19 protein-coding genes are annotated in these 19,646 nt (G+C 50.7%); 9 read left to right on the top strand and 10 right to left on the bottom strand.

Annotated elements, in window-relative coordinates; genetic code table 11:
- Positions 1-5 precede the first annotated feature (5 nt).
- The gene (locus BM091_RS00420) at positions 6-2,270 is read left to right on the top strand and encodes a PBP1A family penicillin-binding protein (protein ID WP_093392567.1); all 2,265 of its coding nucleotides are present in this window, start codon (positions 6-8) and stop codon (positions 2,268-2,270) included.
- 9 nt (positions 2,271-2,279) lie between these two features.
- Here BM091_RS00420 and BM091_RS00415 read toward each other — a convergent pair whose 3' ends face one another.
- Positions 2,280-2,693, bottom strand: coding sequence for a DnaJ family domain-containing protein (locus BM091_RS00415; RefSeq protein WP_093392565.1), 414 nt, complete (start codon positions 2,691-2,693; stop codon positions 2,280-2,282).
- 52 nt (positions 2,694-2,745) lie between these two features.
- On the opposite strand from BM091_RS00415, the gene BM091_RS00410 reads away from it, so the two are divergent.
- Positions 2,746-3,465: an NAD-binding protein gene (locus tag BM091_RS00410; protein ID WP_093392563.1), complete on the top strand. Its 720-nt coding sequence runs from the start codon at positions 2,746-2,748 to the stop codon at positions 3,463-3,465.
- A 2-nt stretch (positions 3,466-3,467) separates the two neighbouring features.
- On the opposite strand, the gene BM091_RS00405 is transcribed toward BM091_RS00410, so the two are convergent.
- The 6 genes from BM091_RS00405 to BM091_RS00380 form a co-directional block, all read right to left on the bottom strand.
- Positions 3,468-3,866, bottom strand: coding sequence for a cytochrome c3 family protein (locus tag BM091_RS00405; protein ID WP_093392561.1), 399 nt, complete (start codon positions 3,864-3,866; stop codon positions 3,468-3,470).
- A gap of 40 nt (positions 3,867-3,906) precedes the next feature.
- A complete protein-coding gene (locus BM091_RS00400) occupies positions 3,907-4,593 on the bottom strand; it encodes a universal stress protein (protein WP_093392559.1) in 687 nt (228 codons plus the stop codon).
- Between the two features lie 3 nt (positions 4,594-4,596).
- Complete coding sequence (locus BM091_RS00395; protein WP_093392557.1) at positions 4,597-5,922, bottom strand: (Fe-S)-binding protein; 1,326 nt, start codon at positions 5,920-5,922, stop codon at positions 4,597-4,599.
- 24 nt (positions 5,923-5,946) lie between these two features.
- Positions 5,947-6,612, bottom strand: a complete 666-nt coding sequence (locus tag BM091_RS00390) for a hypothetical protein (protein ID WP_093392555.1) — start codon at positions 6,610-6,612, stop codon at positions 5,947-5,949.
- 225 nt (positions 6,613-6,837) lie between these two features.
- The gene (locus BM091_RS00385) at positions 6,838-7,182 is read right to left on the bottom strand and encodes a CGGC domain-containing protein (protein ID WP_093392553.1); all 345 of its coding nucleotides are present in this window, start codon (positions 7,180-7,182) and stop codon (positions 6,838-6,840) included.
- A gap of 31 nt (positions 7,183-7,213) precedes the next feature.
- On the bottom strand, positions 7,214-8,032 hold the full coding sequence (locus BM091_RS00380; protein ID WP_177193461.1) for a TatD family hydrolase: 819 nt from the start codon (positions 8,030-8,032) through the stop codon (positions 7,214-7,216).
- 169 nt (positions 8,033-8,201) lie between these two features.
- Here BM091_RS00380 and BM091_RS00375 point away from each other — a divergent pair, with 169 nt between their 5' ends.
- Positions 8,202-9,905, top strand: a complete 1,704-nt coding sequence (locus BM091_RS00375; protein WP_093392549.1) for an FAD-dependent oxidoreductase — start codon at positions 8,202-8,204, stop codon at positions 9,903-9,905.
- A 5-nt stretch (positions 9,906-9,910) separates the two neighbouring features.
- Here BM091_RS00375 and BM091_RS00370 read toward each other — a convergent pair whose 3' ends face one another.
- Positions 9,911-10,531, bottom strand: coding sequence for a hypothetical protein (locus BM091_RS00370; protein WP_093392547.1), 621 nt, complete (start codon positions 10,529-10,531; stop codon positions 9,911-9,913).
- A gap of 58 nt (positions 10,532-10,589) precedes the next feature.
- A complete protein-coding gene (locus BM091_RS00365; RefSeq protein WP_218148762.1) occupies positions 10,590-11,783 on the bottom strand; it encodes a sulfite exporter TauE/SafE family protein in 1,194 nt (397 codons plus the stop codon).
- Positions 11,784-12,186: 403 nt separating this feature from the next.
- Here BM091_RS00365 and BM091_RS00360 point away from each other — a divergent pair, with 403 nt between their 5' ends.
- The 6 genes from BM091_RS00360 to BM091_RS00335 all read left to right on the top strand — a co-directional run bounded on the left by BM091_RS00360 (position 12,187) and on the right by BM091_RS00335 (position 19,094).
- Positions 12,187-14,286, top strand: a complete 2,100-nt coding sequence (locus BM091_RS00360; protein ID WP_093392545.1) for a molybdopterin-dependent oxidoreductase — start codon at positions 12,187-12,189, stop codon at positions 14,284-14,286.
- 20 nt (positions 14,287-14,306) lie between these two features.
- Positions 14,307-14,807: a 4Fe-4S dicluster domain-containing protein gene (locus BM091_RS00355; RefSeq protein WP_093392543.1), complete on the top strand. Its 501-nt coding sequence runs from the start codon at positions 14,307-14,309 to the stop codon at positions 14,805-14,807.
- Positions 14,808-14,822: 15 nt separating this feature from the next.
- On the top strand, positions 14,823-16,994 hold the full coding sequence (locus BM091_RS00350; RefSeq protein ID WP_093392541.1) for an NAD(P)-binding protein: 2,172 nt from the start codon (positions 14,823-14,825) through the stop codon (positions 16,992-16,994).
- A 158-nt stretch (positions 16,995-17,152) separates the two neighbouring features.
- The gene (locus BM091_RS00345) at positions 17,153-17,368 is read left to right on the top strand and encodes a hypothetical protein (RefSeq protein WP_093392540.1); all 216 of its coding nucleotides are present in this window, start codon (positions 17,153-17,155) and stop codon (positions 17,366-17,368) included.
- Positions 17,365-17,796, top strand: coding sequence for an SAM-dependent methyltransferase (locus tag BM091_RS00340; protein ID WP_093392538.1), 432 nt, complete (start codon positions 17,365-17,367; stop codon positions 17,794-17,796). The genes BM091_RS00345 and BM091_RS00340 overlap by 4 nt, the downstream gene beginning before the upstream one ends.
- On the top strand, positions 17,793-19,094 hold the full coding sequence (locus tag BM091_RS00335; protein WP_093392536.1) for an MFS transporter: 1,302 nt from the start codon (positions 17,793-17,795) through the stop codon (positions 19,092-19,094). Before BM091_RS00340 ends, BM091_RS00335 begins: the two co-directional genes overlap by 4 nt.
- Here the strand turns inward: BM091_RS00335 and BM091_RS00330 are convergent.
- Positions 19,089-19,643 carry a GGDEF domain-containing protein gene (locus BM091_RS00330; protein WP_177193460.1) on the bottom strand — a complete coding sequence of 185 codons (555 nt, stop codon included), beginning with the start codon at positions 19,641-19,643 and terminating at the stop codon, positions 19,089-19,091. The genes BM091_RS00335 and BM091_RS00330 overlap by 6 nt on opposite strands.
- Positions 19,644-19,646 lie beyond the last annotated feature (3 nt).

Raw genomic sequence — 19,646 nt, 5'->3', positions numbered from 1 at the left:
GCAAAATGGCTTCAGTAAGATCGATTTTTAAGATTCTGCTCTGCCTATTACTGGCTATGGTGCTGGCTTCTGTCGGACTCTATGTGTATTTCGGATGGAAGGTTGAGGAAAGGTTTGCCGGCCGCCTGTGGAGCATACCATCTTACGTATTCTCCGACTCGCTAATCCTTTATCAGGGTCAGAAGCTGGATCCGGATATGCTGGTGAAGATGCTTGAAATGAGACTTTACAGGCCGGCGGGTAGGACCTTCAGGGCACCGGGAGAATACATCGTCGGCAGAAACAGAGTGGAGGTCTGGTTTCGGGAATTCAGCTTTCCCGGAAAGGAGCTTCCGGGTGGAAAGGTGGTTTTCAGTTTTTCAAAGGGCACGCTCGAGGAGATAAGGTCTAACGATGGAAAACCGTATGTTTACTACGAACTGGAACCGGTCGAGCTTGCCAGATTGTACGGTTCGGAGAGGGAGTGCCGAATTCTCGTGAGCCTTTCCTCTGTGCCCGATTACCTGAAGAATGCGGTAATTGCCGTTGAAGATCGCCGGTTCTACAGCCACGGGGGTGTGGACCTGGTCGGCATTCTCAGAGCTCTCTGGGTGGACATCAAGGCGGGAAGGATAGTTCAGGGAGGCTCGACCATCACTCAACAGCTTGTCAAAAACTACTTTCTTGAACCCGAAAGGACCATAAAAAGAAAGCTCCTTGAAGCACTAATTGCCGTCATAATTGAAACCAAGTTTACCAAAGATCAAATTCTGGAGATGTACCTTAATGAGATTTATATGGGACAGCGCGGAGGGGTGGCCATCCACGGCATGGGAGAAGCTGCTCGATATTACTTCGGCCGAAACGTTGAGGATCTCACCCTTGCCGAAGCGGCAACGCTTGCCGGCATGATCAAGGCTCCCAATTATTACAACCCTCACGAACATCCCGAAAGGGCTCGCCTGAGGCGTAACACGGTTTTGCAGATTATGTTCGAGCTGGGCATGATCTCCGAAGAAGAGTTCAGAAAGGCATCAGCAGAACCCGTCTCGGCTTTTCGCATCCATCAGCCTGTAAAGCGGGCTCCCTATTTCGTTGACACCGTGATGGAGCAACTGAAAGAGCTTTATCCGCCTAAAGTGCTGGAAAAAGAAGGGCTCGTGATCTACACGAGTCTGCTACCGGAAATGGAGGTCCAGGCCGAGTTTTCCGTTCGGAAGGTACTTCAGGACCTGGAGAAAAGAAAGAGAGCAGGGGAAGATCAGAGAACTTTGCAGGCGGTTCTGGTGGCCGTACAGCCCAAAACGGGAGCCATAAGGGCTCTGGTCGGTGGGCGTGATTATGCAACCAGCACCTACAACCGGGTTCTTTATGCAAAACGACAGCCGGGTTCGGCCATAAAACCCTTTGTTTATGTTACGGCCCTTCACGAAGGGTGGACAGCTGCCAGCTGGCTCGAAGATGAGCCTCTGTCCCTAAGTGTGGGAGGTCGGGTCTGGAGTCCTCAAAACTACGACCGGCGTTTTAGAGGTCGAGTGATGCTTCGAGATGCCCTGGAACAGTCCCTAAACGTGCCGACAGTTCGCCTGGCCATGACCGTTGGTCTTGACAGGGTAATTGACATGCTAAGGAGGTTTGGTTTTAAAAGCTCTATCGAAGCATATCCGTCTCTTGCTCTCGGAGCTTTTGAGGTCACGCCTCTTGAGCTTGCTGCAGCTTATACCGCCTTTGCCAACGAAGGGGATCGGCCTTTTCTTGTTTCCATAAAGGAAGTTTTTGATTCGGAAGGTAACCGTCAGCAGAGAAAACATGTTGAATGGAGTGAGGTCATTTCTCCCGAAGAAGCTTTCTTGATCACCAGCATTCTTGAAGGTGTCGTGCAGAGGGGAACTGCCCGGGGATTGAAGGCCATGGGGATAGATTTCCCCTGCGCCGGCAAAACGGGAACCACGAGTGATTACAGGGATTCCTGGTTTGTTGGATACACTACGGATCTGGTGGTTCTTGCATGGATAGGATATGATGACAATAAACCCACGGGACTGAGCGGGGCTTCAGGTGCCATGAAGATATGGGCCCACTTTATGAAAGAAATCAGTCCTTTTTTGAACCCCCAGCCCTTTTATCCTCCTAATGGCGTGGTCGGAGTGGAAATATGCGAAGCATCGGGTGCTGCGGCAACTCCTTATTGTCCTTCCACAAGATGGGATTTCTTCATCAGGGGAACTGAGCCTTCGATCTCCTGTCCTTTGCACAAACCGGCTTCAGAACTTCCTTTGTGGGAGAGATAAGTAAGAATTTCAACTGTCCCGGTTTTCATGTCCTTCTTTACGAGGTGGTGCAACTCGATCGAGTACTTTCTCGTAATAATACTGACCCATCTCGAGAAGCGGTGAAACCCTGCGCATCGTGTTCAGCTTCATTATCAGATAGTTTAACTTTTTTATCTGACGATACTTTTCCTGGGTGTCCTTTATCCCCGAAAGAAGTTCCTCGGTGGTCTGAATTTCCTTTTTGATCTCCATTTCAGGAGGAAGACATCCTGCGTTTTTTAAAATCTTGTAAGCTATCCGGAGTTCGGGTGCGATGTGGCCGTCGTTTTCAAGAACAATTGGTTTGCCTTTGCCGGGCAGGTTGTCAAACTCGCCCCGTTCCATGGCTTCTCGAATTCTTTCTTCTGCAATTTTTTCATAAAGGGTAAAAAAATTACTCATGGGAAGGTCCTCCACCGTGTGGTGAAGTTTTTCTCGGAGATAGGAGCCTTTAATGGATACCATTCTTCGATTGTGGGAACAAGAAAATATCGATTCTCTGGAAGGTGCTTCTGGTGTCGTTCTGATCGGGGCGGGTCAATTTGGCAGAAAAGCCCTGAAAAGGCTTTTCAAGAAGCATCCGAGCCTTTCTTTTACGGTCGTGGATGCCCGGAAAGAAGCTATCGATCTTGCAAGAAGGGAAAAAGTAAACTTTACCGGATTTGCAGGGGATGGGATTGACTATCTTGTTGAAAATCCTCCGGATGAAGGAGCGTGGATTATCCCCGCCGTGCCGATCCATCTGGCCTACCTGTGGCTCAGCAGGGTTCTCGCCCTCTCGGGTTTTCGAATAGGGCCCTGTCCCGTGCCGGAGGAACTATCCAGAAGATTACCCAACCCATTCCACCACGATGCCGACTGTATCTTTGCCAGCAATGCAACCTTCCTGTGCCCTGACCACTGCTCCGAACCCGACGGTATATGTACTTACACAAAGGAACCCAGGAAACCTGACCTGTTTTCTCTGATTGCCGATTCCATCCCGACCGGGTGGGCCGGTGCAGTTGTCCGTAGTTTTCAGCTTGCACCAGGTATTGGGGGCTATCCCGCCAAACATCTTCGCCTGCTTGAAGAATGGGCAAAGAAACTTCCGGCAGGCCGGGCTCTTATAATAGCAACCGCCTGCCGGTGCCACGGTGTTGTCCATGCAGGTAGAATCCTGCAGGTAAAGTGAACCTAATGGCCTTCCGCACCAACCTGGCCTCTGTGGCAGTCGGCACATAGCACGGGACCGGTGGGCAGTTTTTTTCTCAAAAGTTTCCTGTGGCATTCAATGCACTGTCCGTGAAAGGCTTCTCTGAGGCCGGGCAATCCCGCTTTATTCCCATGGCAGGAGCCGCAGGCCTCGCCCTCACTGCCAACATTGACACCGTATTCGTTGAAATCATGGTGGCATCTGATGCAGTCGATTTTTTCCTCATGCAGGGCGTGGGGAAAGGTTACGACAGAACGCCTGTGAGGTGCCAGGGCGTCATGTTTTAGTTGCATTTGCTCGTCCTGCGCCTTAAGAGCCGCGCTCGGGGTCATGAGCATGATTGCCGAGATGGTTATCACGACAAGTCTTTGAACACCCATAGGATCTTCATCCTCCGTAAGTCCGACAGCATCACAAGTTTTATCCCTGTTTCTTCGTCGTCTCCTCGAGGCTCAGCCTCTGGTCCGGCGATGTTACGATGGCTACCGGGCAATGAGCCCTGAGGCTCACCTTACTTGCGGTCTCTCCCAGATGAGGCCTCTCGAGGTTGAACCCGTTCTGTGAAGGGTCCTTTATCGAATAGGGCCCCATAACTATCATGTCTGTCTTTTCCCTTCGGGCAAACCTTACGATTTCCACCCAGGGTATTCCGCCTTTGGCCTCAATGCGCATCTTCACAGGAGTTCCCGGCTCCATTTTAGCCGAGTAGTATTGGTGCAGGCTTTTTTTGAGTCTTTCAAAGACTTCACTGGAAGGCCAGGTTTCCCCATCGGCCGTGATCACATGTCCGGAGTAGCGATGCCGGGATTCTAGCACATGGAAAACGATGAGTTCTCCGTTGCACTCCCGGGCCAGATCAACGGCGGCCTTAAAGGCAAAATCGGAACTTGCGTAAAGGTCTGTGCAAAACAGAATTTTGTGTTCCCCCGGGAGGGGGCCTGATGTGTGAGGGCATTTTTCGATATGAGCCCACATTTCTTTGTGCAGTGCAAGGCGTTTACTGTAAGACGCTTCACCTTCGCCGGGGACGGGGCGATATACAAAAGCACATCTTTCACAATAACTTTTTTCGCGCCTGACTTCTTCTCCGCAAACCGGGCAATTCATTGCTTATACCTCATCTGATGATGATTCTTCCCGTTGTTGCTCGTCGGGCCTTAATTCCTCCGGTACGAACATTGTTTCAACAATAAGCTCTTTAAGGGATACGACCCTTACGCCAAGATTGTATTCTTTGTTCAGGTCGTTTATCTGGTCGTAGCAATTATGGCAGGGCGTAACTACAATCTTTGCCCCTGTTGCTCTGATTTGTTCTGCCTTTACCCTTCCCGAAATCATGCGCCTCTTACGAAATGGGCCTCCCATGGGAATAAAACCACCACCTCCACCACAGCAGTGATTGTGATCCCTGTTAGGGGACATGTCTCGAAAGTCCTCGGCAATGTAGCGCATGATTTCCCGTCCCTGTTCCCAGAGGCCCCCGTTTCTGCTGACATTGCAGGGATCCTGATAGGTGATAGGGACATCTATTTTCTTTGCAGGATCTATCTTGATTTTTCCGTCTCTGAGGTATTCGTAAAAAAGCTCGACGGAGTGCTTTACGGGAACGGGGGGCTTTCCGTTTCGGTAGCCGGCAAGGTAAGGTCCTTCAAAGGCGGCGGATCTGAAGGCATGGCCACACTCGGTTATGAGTATGGCCTCCACCCCGAGTTCCCGGGCCTTTTTGTACATGGCCTCAACGACCTCACCGGCCAGTTTTTTATCCCCCGCATACATCGCCAGATTTGTACAGTCCCACCCTGAGGTTGGAATGGTCCAGCTTTCTCCGGCGACCCTGAAAATCTGAGCCGCCATGGCGAGGTCCTGAGGATAAAACATAACCTCTCTGGGATTTATGGTGTACATGTACCGGGCACCGGCAAGGTCTATGGGAATCTCCACGCCCTTTATCTCATCACGGGCCTCTTCGGCCATCCATTCACAGGTTTCCACGAGGTCTTCCGCCGTTACGGCCATCTGATTCCCGAATTGACGGTAATTGGGCAAAGTCCTTGCGAGCCCTTCCGGAACAAACCCCTGGCTGTAGCAGATGGTTCGCACCAGAGAAATCATCGAGGCAATGTCTATACCGAAGGGGCAATACATGGAGCATCTCTTGCAAGTGGTACATTCACCCCAGGCAATATCCAGACACTCCTGCAGAAATTTTTCGTCCACCTTGCCTTTCTTTTTGTAAAGAGTTCCAAGGGTTCTGTGGAATTTATAGGCCGGCGAGAAGCGAAGGTCTTTATTGTTGGCCAGATAGAAAAAACATGATTCAGCACAGAGCCCGCAGCGGGAGCATATGCTGAGCCATGTCCTTATCCTTGCTCCGTTGTTCTGGTCGAGTATTTCTTTGATTACAGAAGGATTAATTCGAATTCCTTCTCCCGTCATGAGATCCCTCCGAAGGCGGTTGTTTTACCAGCAGCGTGCTCCACGGCGTGCGCCCATTTCAGCCCCGATAAAGGCCCGTGTAAAAAAGTACAGGACTACATGGGCGAGCTTCGTGAAAGGAATGATTGCAAGCAATACCTCGGCAGAAAGGAGATGCAAAACCATTACGGGCCCATAAGGTCCTATGCGATGGTAGGCCATAAAACCGGTTATAAAGGGAAGAGAACACAGGAGCAGTAAGGTATAGTCCCACCAGGTGGTAAGAAACCTGACCTCAGGCCTTAGAATCCTCCGCCCCAGAAGCACAAGGGCCGACACGATAAAGACCACCGTTAACCAGTCTGCAACTGTATCGTTAAGCGATGGCAGGCTTACTCCCCAAGCATTTTCCCACAGTATGTTATGGGCATTCAGGAATAAAGGAACCAGGATAAAGGTCAGATGAAAGAAAAAGAAGGCAAGGGAAAACAAAGGCTGCTGTCGCCAGCCCCGGCTTCCCAAAGGAACAAGCCAGGCAAAGATGGATTTGAGAGCCCACGAGACCGAGAAGTGATTGTAAAAAACCCTGTCCCGATCCAGACTCAGGGCGTAGAGATAAATACATCGGAAACACAGCCCGACAATGCATACACCGAAAGCAATCCAGGTACCCCGGGACAAAAGAAAATCATAGAGAGATTCCCAGTTCATGATACATCCCCTCCTGAGCTTGAGATAGCCGTTGCAGGGAAATTACTCATCTCGGTGCGTCTAGTCAACTGTAAGTGTTTGAATATTCAAGAGAAAATTGTCACAAAAGGTGTTTAATTATACAACAGAGGCTTTTCGTGAAGGCTTATTGAGGACTTGCTGAAATCCGGGCTGGATTTGACAGGAGCCCCCGCCGGTTGACCCTAACGGGGGCGTTCCGGGTTTCTAGGTATATTCATGGGTTCCCATAATCACAGGTATACCGAAAGTGTCCTGAAGCTTTTGGGCCATTTCTTCGGGCTTGTAATGAGGACATCCCGGAAAGGACCCAACCATGCAGGTGCTCATGTAGATTGCCTCGGGTTTCATCTCGGAAAGCTTCATGGCCATCTTGGTATTGGGAATAACGGTTTTGCCGGGACATTCACAGGCAATCCAGAAGACAACCTGAGAAGGCTCGTCGAATTTGCCTTCTCCAAGAGCGGCCGCCTTGTAACAGCGCCATTCACCCGGACAACCGTAACCGCTGTCCATGTATTGCCCGCAGCTAAGAATTGCCACTTTTTTCATTGCCTCCTTCCTCCTTCTCTGTGGTTAACAGTCAACGGTCTCTTATTGCGAAGAAATTTAAACAGTGATCCCGTAAAAGCCCTTTTTTCAGCTCTTCGTCGGGGAATGATCTATCGCAAATAAAATCAAAGAAGGGTTTCGAAATAGACCTGGCACCGTCGCTGTTAAGCATTAACCCTTTGAGGGCGTCTCCGTGCCGCTCAAGCATCGTTATCAGGTCCTTCTTGGAACACTTGCCTTCCTGCAGAGTCAGTCCGGCAACCAGACCCTGTTCGTGCACGTAAGGGAAGGTTTCGGGGGTTACGTGGTCTATGACCGTAAAGGGATGAAGGGGTTCGTAGTAGGATAAGATATCGAGAATCCGCCTTGTTATATCCTTCTTATTCTGCCTGGGAGTGTGTATCCCTACACGCTTTCCGGGAACCACCTGTTCTTCTGCCCATTCAAGTTGTAGCCGGAAGATGCGCTCCTCTCTTTCTGAACCCGTATCGATGCCTATTTCTCCGATGCCGAGGCAGAGGGGCGACGAAAGGTGTTCAAGCATCGATTCGGTGACTTCCCGGGGAAGGCCAGAGGTTCCGTCGAGGTCCGGAGGGATACAGCGGGGGTGAATGCCCACGAGGTAATAAAAAAACAGACCCTGTTGCCGGAGTCTCTGGCAGAGTTCCTTAAGCCGATTCCAGTATTCAGGATAGTGACGATAAGATTTAATACCCTCGACGTAAGACCAGCTTATCCCTCCAACCCGCATTCTGTGGTAAGTGTCAAAAAATTCTGGCACCAGGGAGTTCATGATGTCGGCATGGCAGTGAGAATCGATTGCCAGGAGCTCCGGTAATTCTGTTCTCATGATGGTACGCTCCTTTTGAGAGAAAACTCTTTGAGCAACCGTACCTGCACCCGTTATGGTAACATCATTTAACATTACTTTTGCAAAATCTCAAGGCCTGTGTTAACCATCTGGTGACATGTTCTGTATCGGTAAAGCGGTCGTTATTCGAGATCAGGAGGAGGTCATTATGGGTGGTAATGGGCCGTTGAAGGTTGTAATTGTCGGGGCCGTCGCCTGTGGGCCAAAAGTAGCCTGCAGGCTAAGGAGGCTTTTACCCGATGCCGAGATCACGGTTCTGGAAAGGGGAGATCACATTTCCTACGGTGCCTGCGGAATTCCTTACTATGTGGAAGGGCTGTTCCCTGAAGTGGAAATGCTTACGGAAACCCCCGTCGGTGTCAGGCGCACTGCCGCCTTTTTTGAAAAAGCCAAGGGCGTAAGGGTTCTCACCCGTAAGGAAGTCTTTTCTATCGACAGGGAGCGTAAGGTTGTAAGAGTAAGGGACCTCAACGACGGGAAAGAAGATGAAATACCTTACGACCGTCTCGTTCTGGCTACGGGTGCATCTCCCATAAAACCGCCCGTGAAGGGAATCGATCTCAAAAATGTCTTTTTCGTCAGGACCCCGGAGGATGCCAGAAAAATTCGTGATGCAGCGCTGAACTCGAGCTCAAAGAAGGCCGTCGTCGTTGGTGCCGGATATATCGGCATCGAGATGGCAGAGGCTCTCGCCTCGATCGGGCTGGAGGTTTCTGTTGTGGAAATGTTCGATCAGATCTTTCCCCAGTTTCTTGATCTGGAACTGGCGCTTCTGGTTGAAAAGCATGTAAGGAGCAAGGGGGTTCGTGTCTATACCGGGGAAAAAGTGCTTGAGATTGGTGGGAAAGACTCTGTCGAGTCTGTGAAGACGGAGAAGCGAGAGATTCCCGCCGATCTTGTTGTTGTTGCGACCGGCGTGAGGCCTAACGATGAACTGGCCAGAGCGGCAAATCTGGCGTGCCATCCCAGAGGCGGAATTCTTGTGAATGCCTATTGTCAGACGAACGATCCTGACATCTATGCGGGTGGAGATTGTGCCCTGAACCAGTATGTTTCTCCGATAACCGGAGAATACCTTTACATTCCCCTGGGTTCCACTGCAAACAAGCACGGCCGAATTATCGCAAACCACATAGCCGGACTTCCCACTCCTTTTCCCGGTGTGGCCTGTACCAGTATCTGTAAGGTTTTTGACTATACGGCGGGGCGTACGGGACTTACGGAGAAAAACGCTACCGACATGAACTACGATGTGGAATCGGTCATCTGGGCTGGGCCGGATAAGCCCCATTACATGGGAGCCAAACCTCTCGTGATAAAACTTACCGCCTCAAAGCGTTATCGTAAGATTGTCGGGGTTCAGATTGTGGGTCCCGGAGATGTTGCCCGCAGAATAGATGTGGTGGCAACGGCTCTGTCCCTCGATGCCACGCTGGACAAGCTGGCTTATCTTGATCTTGCCTATGCTCCCCCCTATTCGCCTCCTCTGGATCCCATCATAACGGCAGCCCATGTGCTTCTTAATAAGTTGAACGGTTTTGCTAAAGGATTAAACCCCCTTGAAGCAAAGCGGTGGATGGATGAGAAGAAGGATCTCCTGCTTCTGGATGTGAGAACGCCGCAGGAGTTTTCGGAAGTAAGGATACCCGACGATCGGGTTGTTCACATACCCCTGGGGGCTCTTAGAGAAAGAATCTCGGAGCTGCCCAGAGACAGGGACATTCTGGCCTTCTGCAAGGTAAGCATGAGAGGCTATGAAGCCCAGCGAATCCTTAATGCTGCCGGATTTGAAAGGGTCTGGTTTATCGAAGGTGGAATTGTAGCCTGGCCCTTCGATCTCGAAACATCGTAGAAGGCTTATTGAGAAAGCGGGTGGGGGATCCGTTCTCCACCTGCTTCTTCTGAAGCCTTCCTGGAAATGTCTTTCCTGCGTTTTTTCTCCCTGTCATAAACCTTGAGGAGTGCATATATCCTTCCGAAGTAGGGCAAGTGGGGCTGGAGCTTTCCGAAGGTTATGTGGCATATGGCAAAGAAGGCGATGAAAAAGAAGGCAAAGCCCACGGTTGATCCCACAAAGGGTAGCGAAAAGGGGAGGGGAAATTCGATCCCGGAAAACCTTATCTGCATCCATCCCAGGAAGAAAGGCGCAGGCCACAGGGATGCGGCGGAATGCGCCACCGACAGGAAAAATAGCTTTCCGAAAGCTTCGTTTGCCTGATTATTGGCGCCTTCGTAGGCCTTGCGGTCTCCCATAGCGAGAGCTTCCAGAGAAAGGTTATTCCATCTGGTGAGTTCTTCTCCCAGCCTTTCCATGTATCGTCGATTTGCCAGGAAGGCCAGCGATATGGAGAATTGACCTATAAAAACCGCCAGAGCTGCAAGTAGAAAGGTTCCCAGAAAGAAAGCGTAGATCGGGTCATCAATGATTCTGTAGAGCTCAATCAGGTAAGAATCCAGCCACATGTAAAGGGCATGCATTGTGTTTATTCCCTCCTGAAGGGGAGGATGGAAAGGCCCATCCTCCTCTATGCTCTTATTAATAGGGCGGTACGATGCTGTAGCCCAGAAATCCTTTTGATGTGTAGCGGATGCCCACATAAATTGCCAGCAGCACAAAGAGGCGTTTCAGCCACACGTCAGGAATGTATTTCTGGGTACGAGGACCGATCATGGATCCTACAAAAATACCGATTAGCTCAACGGCTATCAGAGGCCACCAGACCATAACGCCTTTGATGACCATATAGTTGAAGATGCTCACCACCATGCCGATCAGAACTATAAGAGCCGATGTCCCCGCAACGATAAACATGGGAAGCTTGAGTATGTCTGTCATGAACGGGACCAGGAGAAATCCTCCACCTATTCCAAGGAAAGATGCCATTGCGGCGATGAAAAATCCGCCAAGGGCGGCCATAAAGGGATTGAATTTGAACTCAACGCCGCTGAAGGTGAATTCACAGGTAGCGGGAGTGAAACACTGTATCCTGACACCAAGCGCGGAAGTGTCGCCTTTCTGCTTAACCGCTTCTTCGAAGCGCTTGGCTGCTTCCGATGCCGCTTTGCGCTTGGCTCGGGCTCTTTCGGTGGTGCTGTAAAACATAAAACCGGCCACAAGGAATACGGCGAGACCGAAGTATCCGAGATATGCCTTCAGGCTGATTTTCCCTGCCGTCAGAATCGGCACAAGGGTGCTGCCGACGACCGAGCCCACTCCCATCGCAATTCCCAGCGGGGCTATAAGGCGTTTCATCTTCGCATAGTTTATCGTTGAAACGAGGGCGCTTAAGCCGACAAGAAACTGATTGGAGACACGGATTGAATCGGTGAGAAATTTGTTCAGTGGTGGGTTGGTTGCCTTAAAGGAGCGGGCGTAGTTGGCCAGCCCGAAGATGGTGATGTGACCAACTCCGGCCATGATTCCCCCGAAAGCGCCAACGGTTGAGAATATCCATCCCACCCAGATGGCCCACAGAAGACCTATTAAATAGGACGGCTTAGGTGCGCCGGGGATACCGAGATAGCCTCTTGGCGCCTCGGGATTTATACAGCCCTTGGTTACTTCACCGGCACACCTGGGAGTGCTTGAAATGATCTCTGCAAGCTTTCCGGAAATGCCCGAGATCGGTCCCACCTGATCCTGAGCCATACTGCTGTGGATCATACCGATCCATCCCAGAAGACACAAAACCAGAAATGCAAAGACAATGGGTTTGAACCTGCTCCTCATTACTAACCTACCTCCTTACGATCAGATTTTCGTACCAATAATCCCGCTGTGCGCACAGCGGTTATTTCCTCAAGCAAAGAAGATGCCATGGTTCTGGAGACCGTCAGTTCTTCAGAAACCGCCAATATAAAAATCCCTGACCTTGATAGCCTGAAAGCGCCTGATCACCATTCAGGTGCAAATAAATTTTGCACTGCAAAATTGTTTTGCTTTCTGATCAAGATGGGGATGAGCAGGGACGGTTCTTTCACAGATCGGCAATTACGGAACGAAAATTGCTTCCGACCTGTTCTGCTGATTTGCCCTGGTGTTTTAATTTTGAGATAAAAAGCCCCAGTGCGAATAGTCTGTGAACTTCTGGTCTGTGGGCTAAAAACAGCACAATGGAGGAAGGAGAGAGTCTATGAGTAAAACCGTTTACAGTCTGTGTTTTATGTGCACCGTCAGGTGTCCGATCAAGGTAGAGGTGGAAAACGGGCAGGTTAAGTGGATTGAGGGAAATCCTCATGTTCCCGGAATTGAAGGTAGCCTTTGTGCCAAAGGTGCGGCAGCGATTGCCCTTCTGAACGATACTCAGAGGCTTCAGGGGCCGATGGTTCGTACGGGGCCCAGAGGATCGGGGCAGTGGAAAAGGGTTTCCTGGGACGAAGCCTTCGATCTTGTGGCGAAGAAACTTGGAGAAATAATAGAAAAATACGGCGGACGGAGTGTCGTGCTGGGTGAGCGCACCAATCTCGCCACCCATGTTTCCAAGACCTTCTTAAGATGCATTGGAAGTCCCAATCACTTTACCCACGATGCCCTGTGCAAGGGATCGGTCAACACGGCCTGCAGGTCTCTTTTCGGCTATACCGATGCTCAGATGGGAATTGATTACAAAAATGTAAAACACATTGTCTTTTACGGGCGCAATTTCTTTGAATCCCTTGAAGTCAAGCCCATTAATTTCCTGATGGAGGCACTGGAGAAGGGAGCCAGGATTACCTACATAGACCCACGCGTAACGGTTACGGCCACCAAGGCCCATCGTTATTTTATGATCCGACCGGGCACGGACCTGGCCCTGAATTATGCTCTCATTCATGTCATCCTTAAGGAACGCCTTTATGATGTGAAGTTCGTCGATAAATGGGTTCACGGTCTGGGAAAACTGGAAGAGTTTGTTCAGCCTTATACGCCCGAATGGGCAGAGCGTGAAACGGGAATTCCTGCGGATAGGATTGTTGAGCTGGCGAGGGAGGTCAGCAAAGATAAACCTTCTGTGGTATTCCATTACGGTTACAGAGGGGCAAGCCATACCAACGAGATATACCTTCGTCGTTCCATCTTAATACTGAATGTTCTCATGGGTAACATTGAGGCGAAAGGTGGTCTCTTTTTCAAGAAGGGTCCGGGAGAAGTCGGAGGGAAACCGGCCAGAAAGCTTACCGAACAGGAGGGGCTTCCCAGGGTGGAAGAGGTACGCTTTGACAAGGTTGGTACTGAAAGCCTTCCTCTTCCAGACCCCAACCACGGCGTGCCTCAGATGCTGCCTTATGCCATACTCAACGAGGATCCCTACCCCATAAAAGCTTTCATAGTGAATCGATTTGAGCCCCTTCACTCCATCCCCGATCGAAAGCTCATGGAAAGGGCGCTGGAGAAGCTGGATCTTATAGTAACGGTTGACGTGAGGTGGAGCGACATAGCCTGGTACTCCGACATCGTTCTTCCGGAATCCACCTTTCTGGAAAGAACCGATTGCGTCCAGCAGGCCAACGGCCTGAAACCTCAAATGTTCCTGCGGCGACAGGCCGTACCGCCCAGATACGATACCAGGCCTTATTCGATAATAGTAAAGGAAATTGCGACCCGTCTCGGTCACGGCCGTTTCTTTCCATACGAAACCATGGAAGACCTCGTGAGATGGCAGCTGGAAGGGACGGGATTCACTCTGGAAGATTTTGAAGAAAAAGGCTTTGTTTCTTACACTGATTCCCAGATTTTCTGGGATCGTGAAAATGGTCTTAAACTGAAGACGCCTTCGAAGAAAATAGAGTTTGTTTCGTCTCTTCTGGAAAATGCCGGATTTCCTTCTTTCCCTCCCTATGAGCCTGTTTTGCCCCCGCCGGAGGGCCGATACAGACTCATGGTCGGGCGCTGTGCCGTCCATACTCACGTATCTACCCAGAACAACCCCTATCTCAACGAACTCGTACCCGAAAACGTCCTGTGGATTAACACCAGAGAAGCCGAAAGGCTGGGGATTAAAAATGGGGATCTTGTGGAAGTGTCGTCGCCCTGTGGAGATGGCTGCGTTAAGGCTTACGTGACCGATCTGATCCATCCCGAAGCCGTGTTCATGCTTCACGGTTTTGGGCATACTGCGAGGTTTGCCGAGCGCTCTTACGGAAAAGGTATATCCGATGCCCTTCTTCAGGAAAACAAGTCAGATATGGTAGGGGGAAGCCCTGCTCTGGATGAAACCATCGTTACAGTACGTCGCGCTTACAGGAAAGCTTAAAGCCGGGGGGAGGATAATCGATGAGCCAGTATTATCTTATGCAGGATTCTAAGAGGTGCATTAACTGTCATGCCTGTGAGGTTGCCTGCAAGAGCAACAAGCAACTACCCGTTGGACCGAAGATATGTGAAGTCGTAGCCGTTGGACCCAGGTTCGTTGGAACTTTGCCCAGGGCTTTTTTCAAGTTCATTCCCTGTTATCACTGCGAAAAACCCTGGTGTGTGGCCGTTTGCCCAACCGGCGCCATGCAGAAGCGCCACGACGGCATAGTCTATGTTGATTCCGAGTTATGTGTGGGCTGCAAGGCCTGCATGCAGGCCTGTCCCTGGGGAGCTCCTCAGTGGAACCCCGAAACGAAGAAGGTTGTTAAATGTGACTACTGTATGGATCGGCTGGATAAGGGGTTGAAACCGGCCTGCGTAACGGTCTGCACGACAAAGTGTCTCTATTTCGGTAAGGCCGGTGAGGTTCCTTCGATTCAGCGGCAGAGAACGGCTAAACAGATGGCGGTCTTTGAGTGATCATGAGGATACGGTATGGCTGCGGAAAAGAAACTTTCCTGTGAGGTTGCCTCATTAAGGCAAAAGTTGTGGGATGCGCTGGTGAACGGAAAATTCGACCAGCCGAGGTCCCGGTACTTTGCAGAAGAAATGCTGAACCTGGTTGATGATATTTCCTGGGGCAGGGCAGGTGAAGGTCATGTTGATGCCGTGAAAAATCTTGCGGAAAAGATAATATCAGAGGGTGAGAGTGAAAGTTCTGTTAAAACCGCCCGGGATATTCTCAACGACCTGATTGCCGGTGAAGAAGTATTCCACAGTCATGTTGCTACGAGGAACTGCCCCAGCGGAGATTGCGTTGTGCTTGCTCCGTCTCCCTGCCAGATGGCCTGCCCTGCCGGGCTGGATATTCCAAGCTACGTGACGCTCATAGCTATGGGTAAAGACGACGAGGCCGTTGAGATCATCAGGGAGGATAACCCCTTTCCCTGGGTTTGCGGCCTTGTTTGTACCCATCCCTGTGAATTCGTCTGCGTTCGGGGAAGAATCGATGAACCCATAGCGATAAGGAATCTGAAGGCCTTTGCTTCGGAACGGGTTATGTCGCGGGGAGGTTACAGAAACCCCGTGAAGGCTCCGGACAAGGGCAAGAAGGTCTGTATAATCGGTGCCGGCCCGGCAGGGCTTACGGCCGCGTACTTTCTGGCCTTAAAAGGTTACGGGGTTACCGTCATCGATGCCCTGCCCGTTGCAGGCGGTATGATGATGGTGGGAATACCCAGATTCAGACTGCCCCGGGAAGTGATAGATCGTGAAGTCGATGCAATCCTGGCTCTGGGCGTTGAATTGAGGCTGAATACGCGGCTGGGAAGAGATGTGACCATAGAGCAATTAAACCAGGAGGGATACGAGGCCATACTCATCGCCATCGGTGCACACGGCTCCTTCAGGATGAATGTACCCGGTGAGGACGATTATCCACAGGTCGTGAGTGCCGTCGATTTCCTGAGGCGTGTTGCTCTCGGAGAAAGGCTCAAACCGGGCCGGAGGGTTGCCATAATAGGCGGTGGAAACGTTGCAATTGATGCCGCCCGTACCTGTATAAGACTTGGCTGTGAGAAGGTCACCATAGTTTACCGTCGTTCTCGTGTGGAGATGCCGGCAAGCGAAGAGGAAGTCCTTCAGGCCGAAGAAGAAGGAGTTGATTTTGTATTCCTGACCGTGCCCGTTGAGGTTGTCGGTAGTAACGGAAAGGTTACGGGCCTCAAGTGTGTGAGAACACAGCTTGGCCCCCCTGACGATCAGGGCCGTCGTAGGCCTGTGCCGGTTCCCGGGAGTGAACACATCATAGAGGTTGATGCCGTTATAACCGCCATCGGCCAGAAGGTGGAAAAAGAGGGCCTGATTGAGCTGAAAGGGCTCGACTGGACCCGAAGAGAAACCATACGGGTTAATACGGTGACAATGGAGACCTCCATTGAGGGGGTCTTCGCCGCCGGTGACGTCGTTACCGGACCGGCAACCGTGATCGAAGCAATCGGAGCAGGTAAGAAGGCAGCCGATGCCATCGACAGGTATCTTCAGGGACTGCCCCAACCCAAAAGACCGCCGGTTCCCGTGAGAAGACGGCGTCTGGAATGTCTGAAAACAACGGCGTCTCAAAAGATGAGACTTCACAGGCCTCAAATGCCTCTGCTGAACTGCGATCGACGCCGCATTACTTTTCAGCAGGTGGAATTGGGCTACGATGAGGACGATGCCAGAGCCGAAGGATACCGGTGTTTAAGGTGCGACATCTGCCGTCGCTGTGGTCGTTGTGTCGAGGTCTGCAGAGATCTTATGAAGGTGGATGCGTTACCTCTGGGGCACTTCGACTTTGACCATCCCGTTGCGACCGATTTCAGGCAGGTGCGGGAAAAGTGCATTCTTTGTGGTGCCTGTGCCGCCAATTGTCCCAACGAAGCAATGGTCATGGAGGAAAAGGACGGAGAACGGATACTCTACCTGTGCGGAACCGAACTGAATCGCTTGAAACTCGAATACTGTACCGAATGTGGTAAACCCCTGGGACCCGAGAGGTATCACGACTTTGTCATGCAAAGGCTGAGAGCAGAAGTACCAGTAACGGGTGATATGAGGATATGCATTGATTGCGCCAGAAAAAGATTTGCCAGATCCCATGACGATTCTCAGATTCCGCCGGCCTGATCTTCCATGTACGGGATGCCGTGGTCATTATTCCGGGCGACGGCATCCCTTTTTGCCTTAATGGTTCATCCTTGACTGACAATTCTTTTGGAGCGAAAAGTATACGGAAGCTTTACACGGTCACTGCAGGGAATTAAACCGTTGCAAAGGGGGAAACCATGGCCGGTTTCCGTAAGGGCCAAAAGGTTGAAATCTACAAACGATCCGATGATGAGAGCTGGGAAGAATACATGGACGAGTTTATAGGATTGCACGGGATTGTGACCGACCCGGATACGAGTAAAAATGATCCCGATGCCCTTATAGAAGTTACTCTTGATGAGAAAGGTACTTATAGATTTCCTCAGGATTGTCTGAGAGTGATAGAAGAATGAGCGAATTCGGTAAAAAGGAGATACTGTTTTTCCCCATTGGTTTTGTGCGTGTACAGGCCGATAAGGTACCCAGGCACTGGACCGTATCGGATCTGGAAGGCGAAATTGTTATTGATCCCGCTTATTCAAAAGGGCTTTCCGATATATCCACAGGGGATAAAATAGTCGTCCTTTTTTATTTTCACAAAAGCCCGCCTTTTAGTGACGAATTTTTGATTCAAAAACCTCCTCACAAAGATCGTCCCATGGGTGTATTCAGCATTTGTTCGCCTATCAGACCCAACGCTATTGGCCTTTCTGTGCTCGATGTTATCGGGCTTGACGGCAATGTCATAAAGGTTCGTGGAATTGATATGTACGATGGAACCCCGGTTCTGGACATAAAGCCTTTTGTAGAACCTCCGAAACGGAACGGTGGAGTTGGTTGATTTTTCTGAAGTGGGCGGTTCCCCGTGAGAGGGTGTGCAGGGCATGGTGTCTTTACGATGGGGCCAATTCTGCCTTCGCAACCGTTATACTGACGGCCCTTTTCCCCGTATATTTCTCGCAATCCGTCGTCCCCGATAGAGGTCTCTGCCTTCTTGCCCATTGTGTTCCCGGGCCCTCCCTGTGGGCTTACGGGGTATCCATCTCGGTGCTTATCGCCGCCCTCTTTGCCCCTCTGGCCGGAAAGGTGGCGGATACATACGGACTCAGAAAACCCCTTTTCATACTTTTTGTTCTTTCCGGTGCCGGTGCTACGGCCATGATGCTTTTTGCCTATCCGGGTTGGGTCTGGTATGCTCTGGTCTGTTTTCTCATAGGACACCTGAGCTTTCTTTTTGCCGATGTAATGTACAACAGCTACCTTCCAATAATTGCTCCCGAAAACAAGCACGACATCTTGTCGTCTCAGGGTTACGCCTGGGGCTACGTCGGGGGAGGACTTCTGCTGGCCTTCCAGTTTTTTATCCTTGGATTACCGGGAATAAGGATTGAACACAACGATTTTTTCATTATTAGATTGTGTCTTGCCTCTGTAGGCATCTGGTGGCTTCTCTTTTCTCTTCCGGCTATGGTCTGGTTGCCGGCTTCGGCCATAGAGGGCTTAACGAAACATTCGGTTTCAGAGCCATCCTGCGACGGATTCCTGAGCAGCCTTAAGAGAATAAAAGAAACTCCGGGAGCCCTTCTCTTTCTTACTGCTTTTTTCTTCTACAACAACGGGATACAGACGGTAATAAGTATGGCAGCAATCTACGGTTCCTACCGGCTGGGAATAACCCAGAAGGAGCTTATGGGAGCGCTTCTCGTCACCCAGTTTGTTGCCTTTCCGGGAGCCCTGTTATTCGGCTTTCTTGCGGACAAGTTCGGGACTTTGAGAATTCTTCTGGGCAATCTGGCTGTGTGGTGTCTTATTGTAACCTATGCGGTATGGATCCGCCGTAGCCTGGAGTTCTGGATACTTGCGGGGTTAAGCGGTCTGGTTCTGGGAGGCAGTCAGGCTTTAAGCCGCTCCGCCTTCACGAAATTCATAAAGGATAACCGATCCGGTGAGTTTTTCGGCTTCTATGCCATGGGCGGAAGGTTTTCTTCTCTTCTGGGGCCTTTCGTTTTCGGTATGGTTTTTGATGCAACCCGTTCCATGGAGGTTTCCATTTTAAGTGTGCTTTTTTTCTTTTTGATGGGAGCAGTTTTGTTGTGGTCCTGTCGCGTCCGCTGGAACGGTTATTCGGGGGTATCATGAATTGGCAAAGATTTTCAGCAGTTCCTTTTCCTGGGGAGAAACTTCGATTTTGGGTTCTTCTGCTTCCCAGACTATTCTGTTTCGACCGTTTTGCTTGGCTTCCATAAGGCATTTATCTGCCCGATCCACAAAGGGAGTTACTTCCGGAGGCGTCGTTCCCCTGTAAGTTGCAACCCCGAAGCTTGCCGTAACGGGGATCTCTTTTCCGGCATAGAAGCATTTCAGCTTTTCAATGGCCTCTTTGAGCCTTTTTGCGACACCTACGGCCTGACTGAGGGATGTGCCCGGTAGTACCACGGCGAATTCTTCTCCTCCATAACGGCAGGGCAGGTCTCCGGCCCGAACACCGTTGCGCAGCGTGTCGGCTACGCTTTTTAACACATAGTCTCCTGCTATGTGCCCGTAGGTATCGTTTATTTGCTTGAAGTGATCAAGATCCAGCATGATCAGGCTTGTGGGCACACGACTTCTCCGTGTTCTGTGCATTTCCGATTCCAGTGCCCTGAAGAAACTTCTCATGTTGTACAGGCCCGTCAGAGGATCCAGCATGGA

It is taken from the genome of Thermodesulforhabdus norvegica, assembly GCF_900114975.1.
GTDB lineage: Bacteria > Desulfobacterota > Syntrophobacteria > Syntrophobacterales > Thermodesulforhabdaceae > Thermodesulforhabdus > Thermodesulforhabdus norvegica.
Note: the sequence above shows the minus strand (reverse complement) of the source record. Positions and strands in the feature narration are given on the sequence as shown.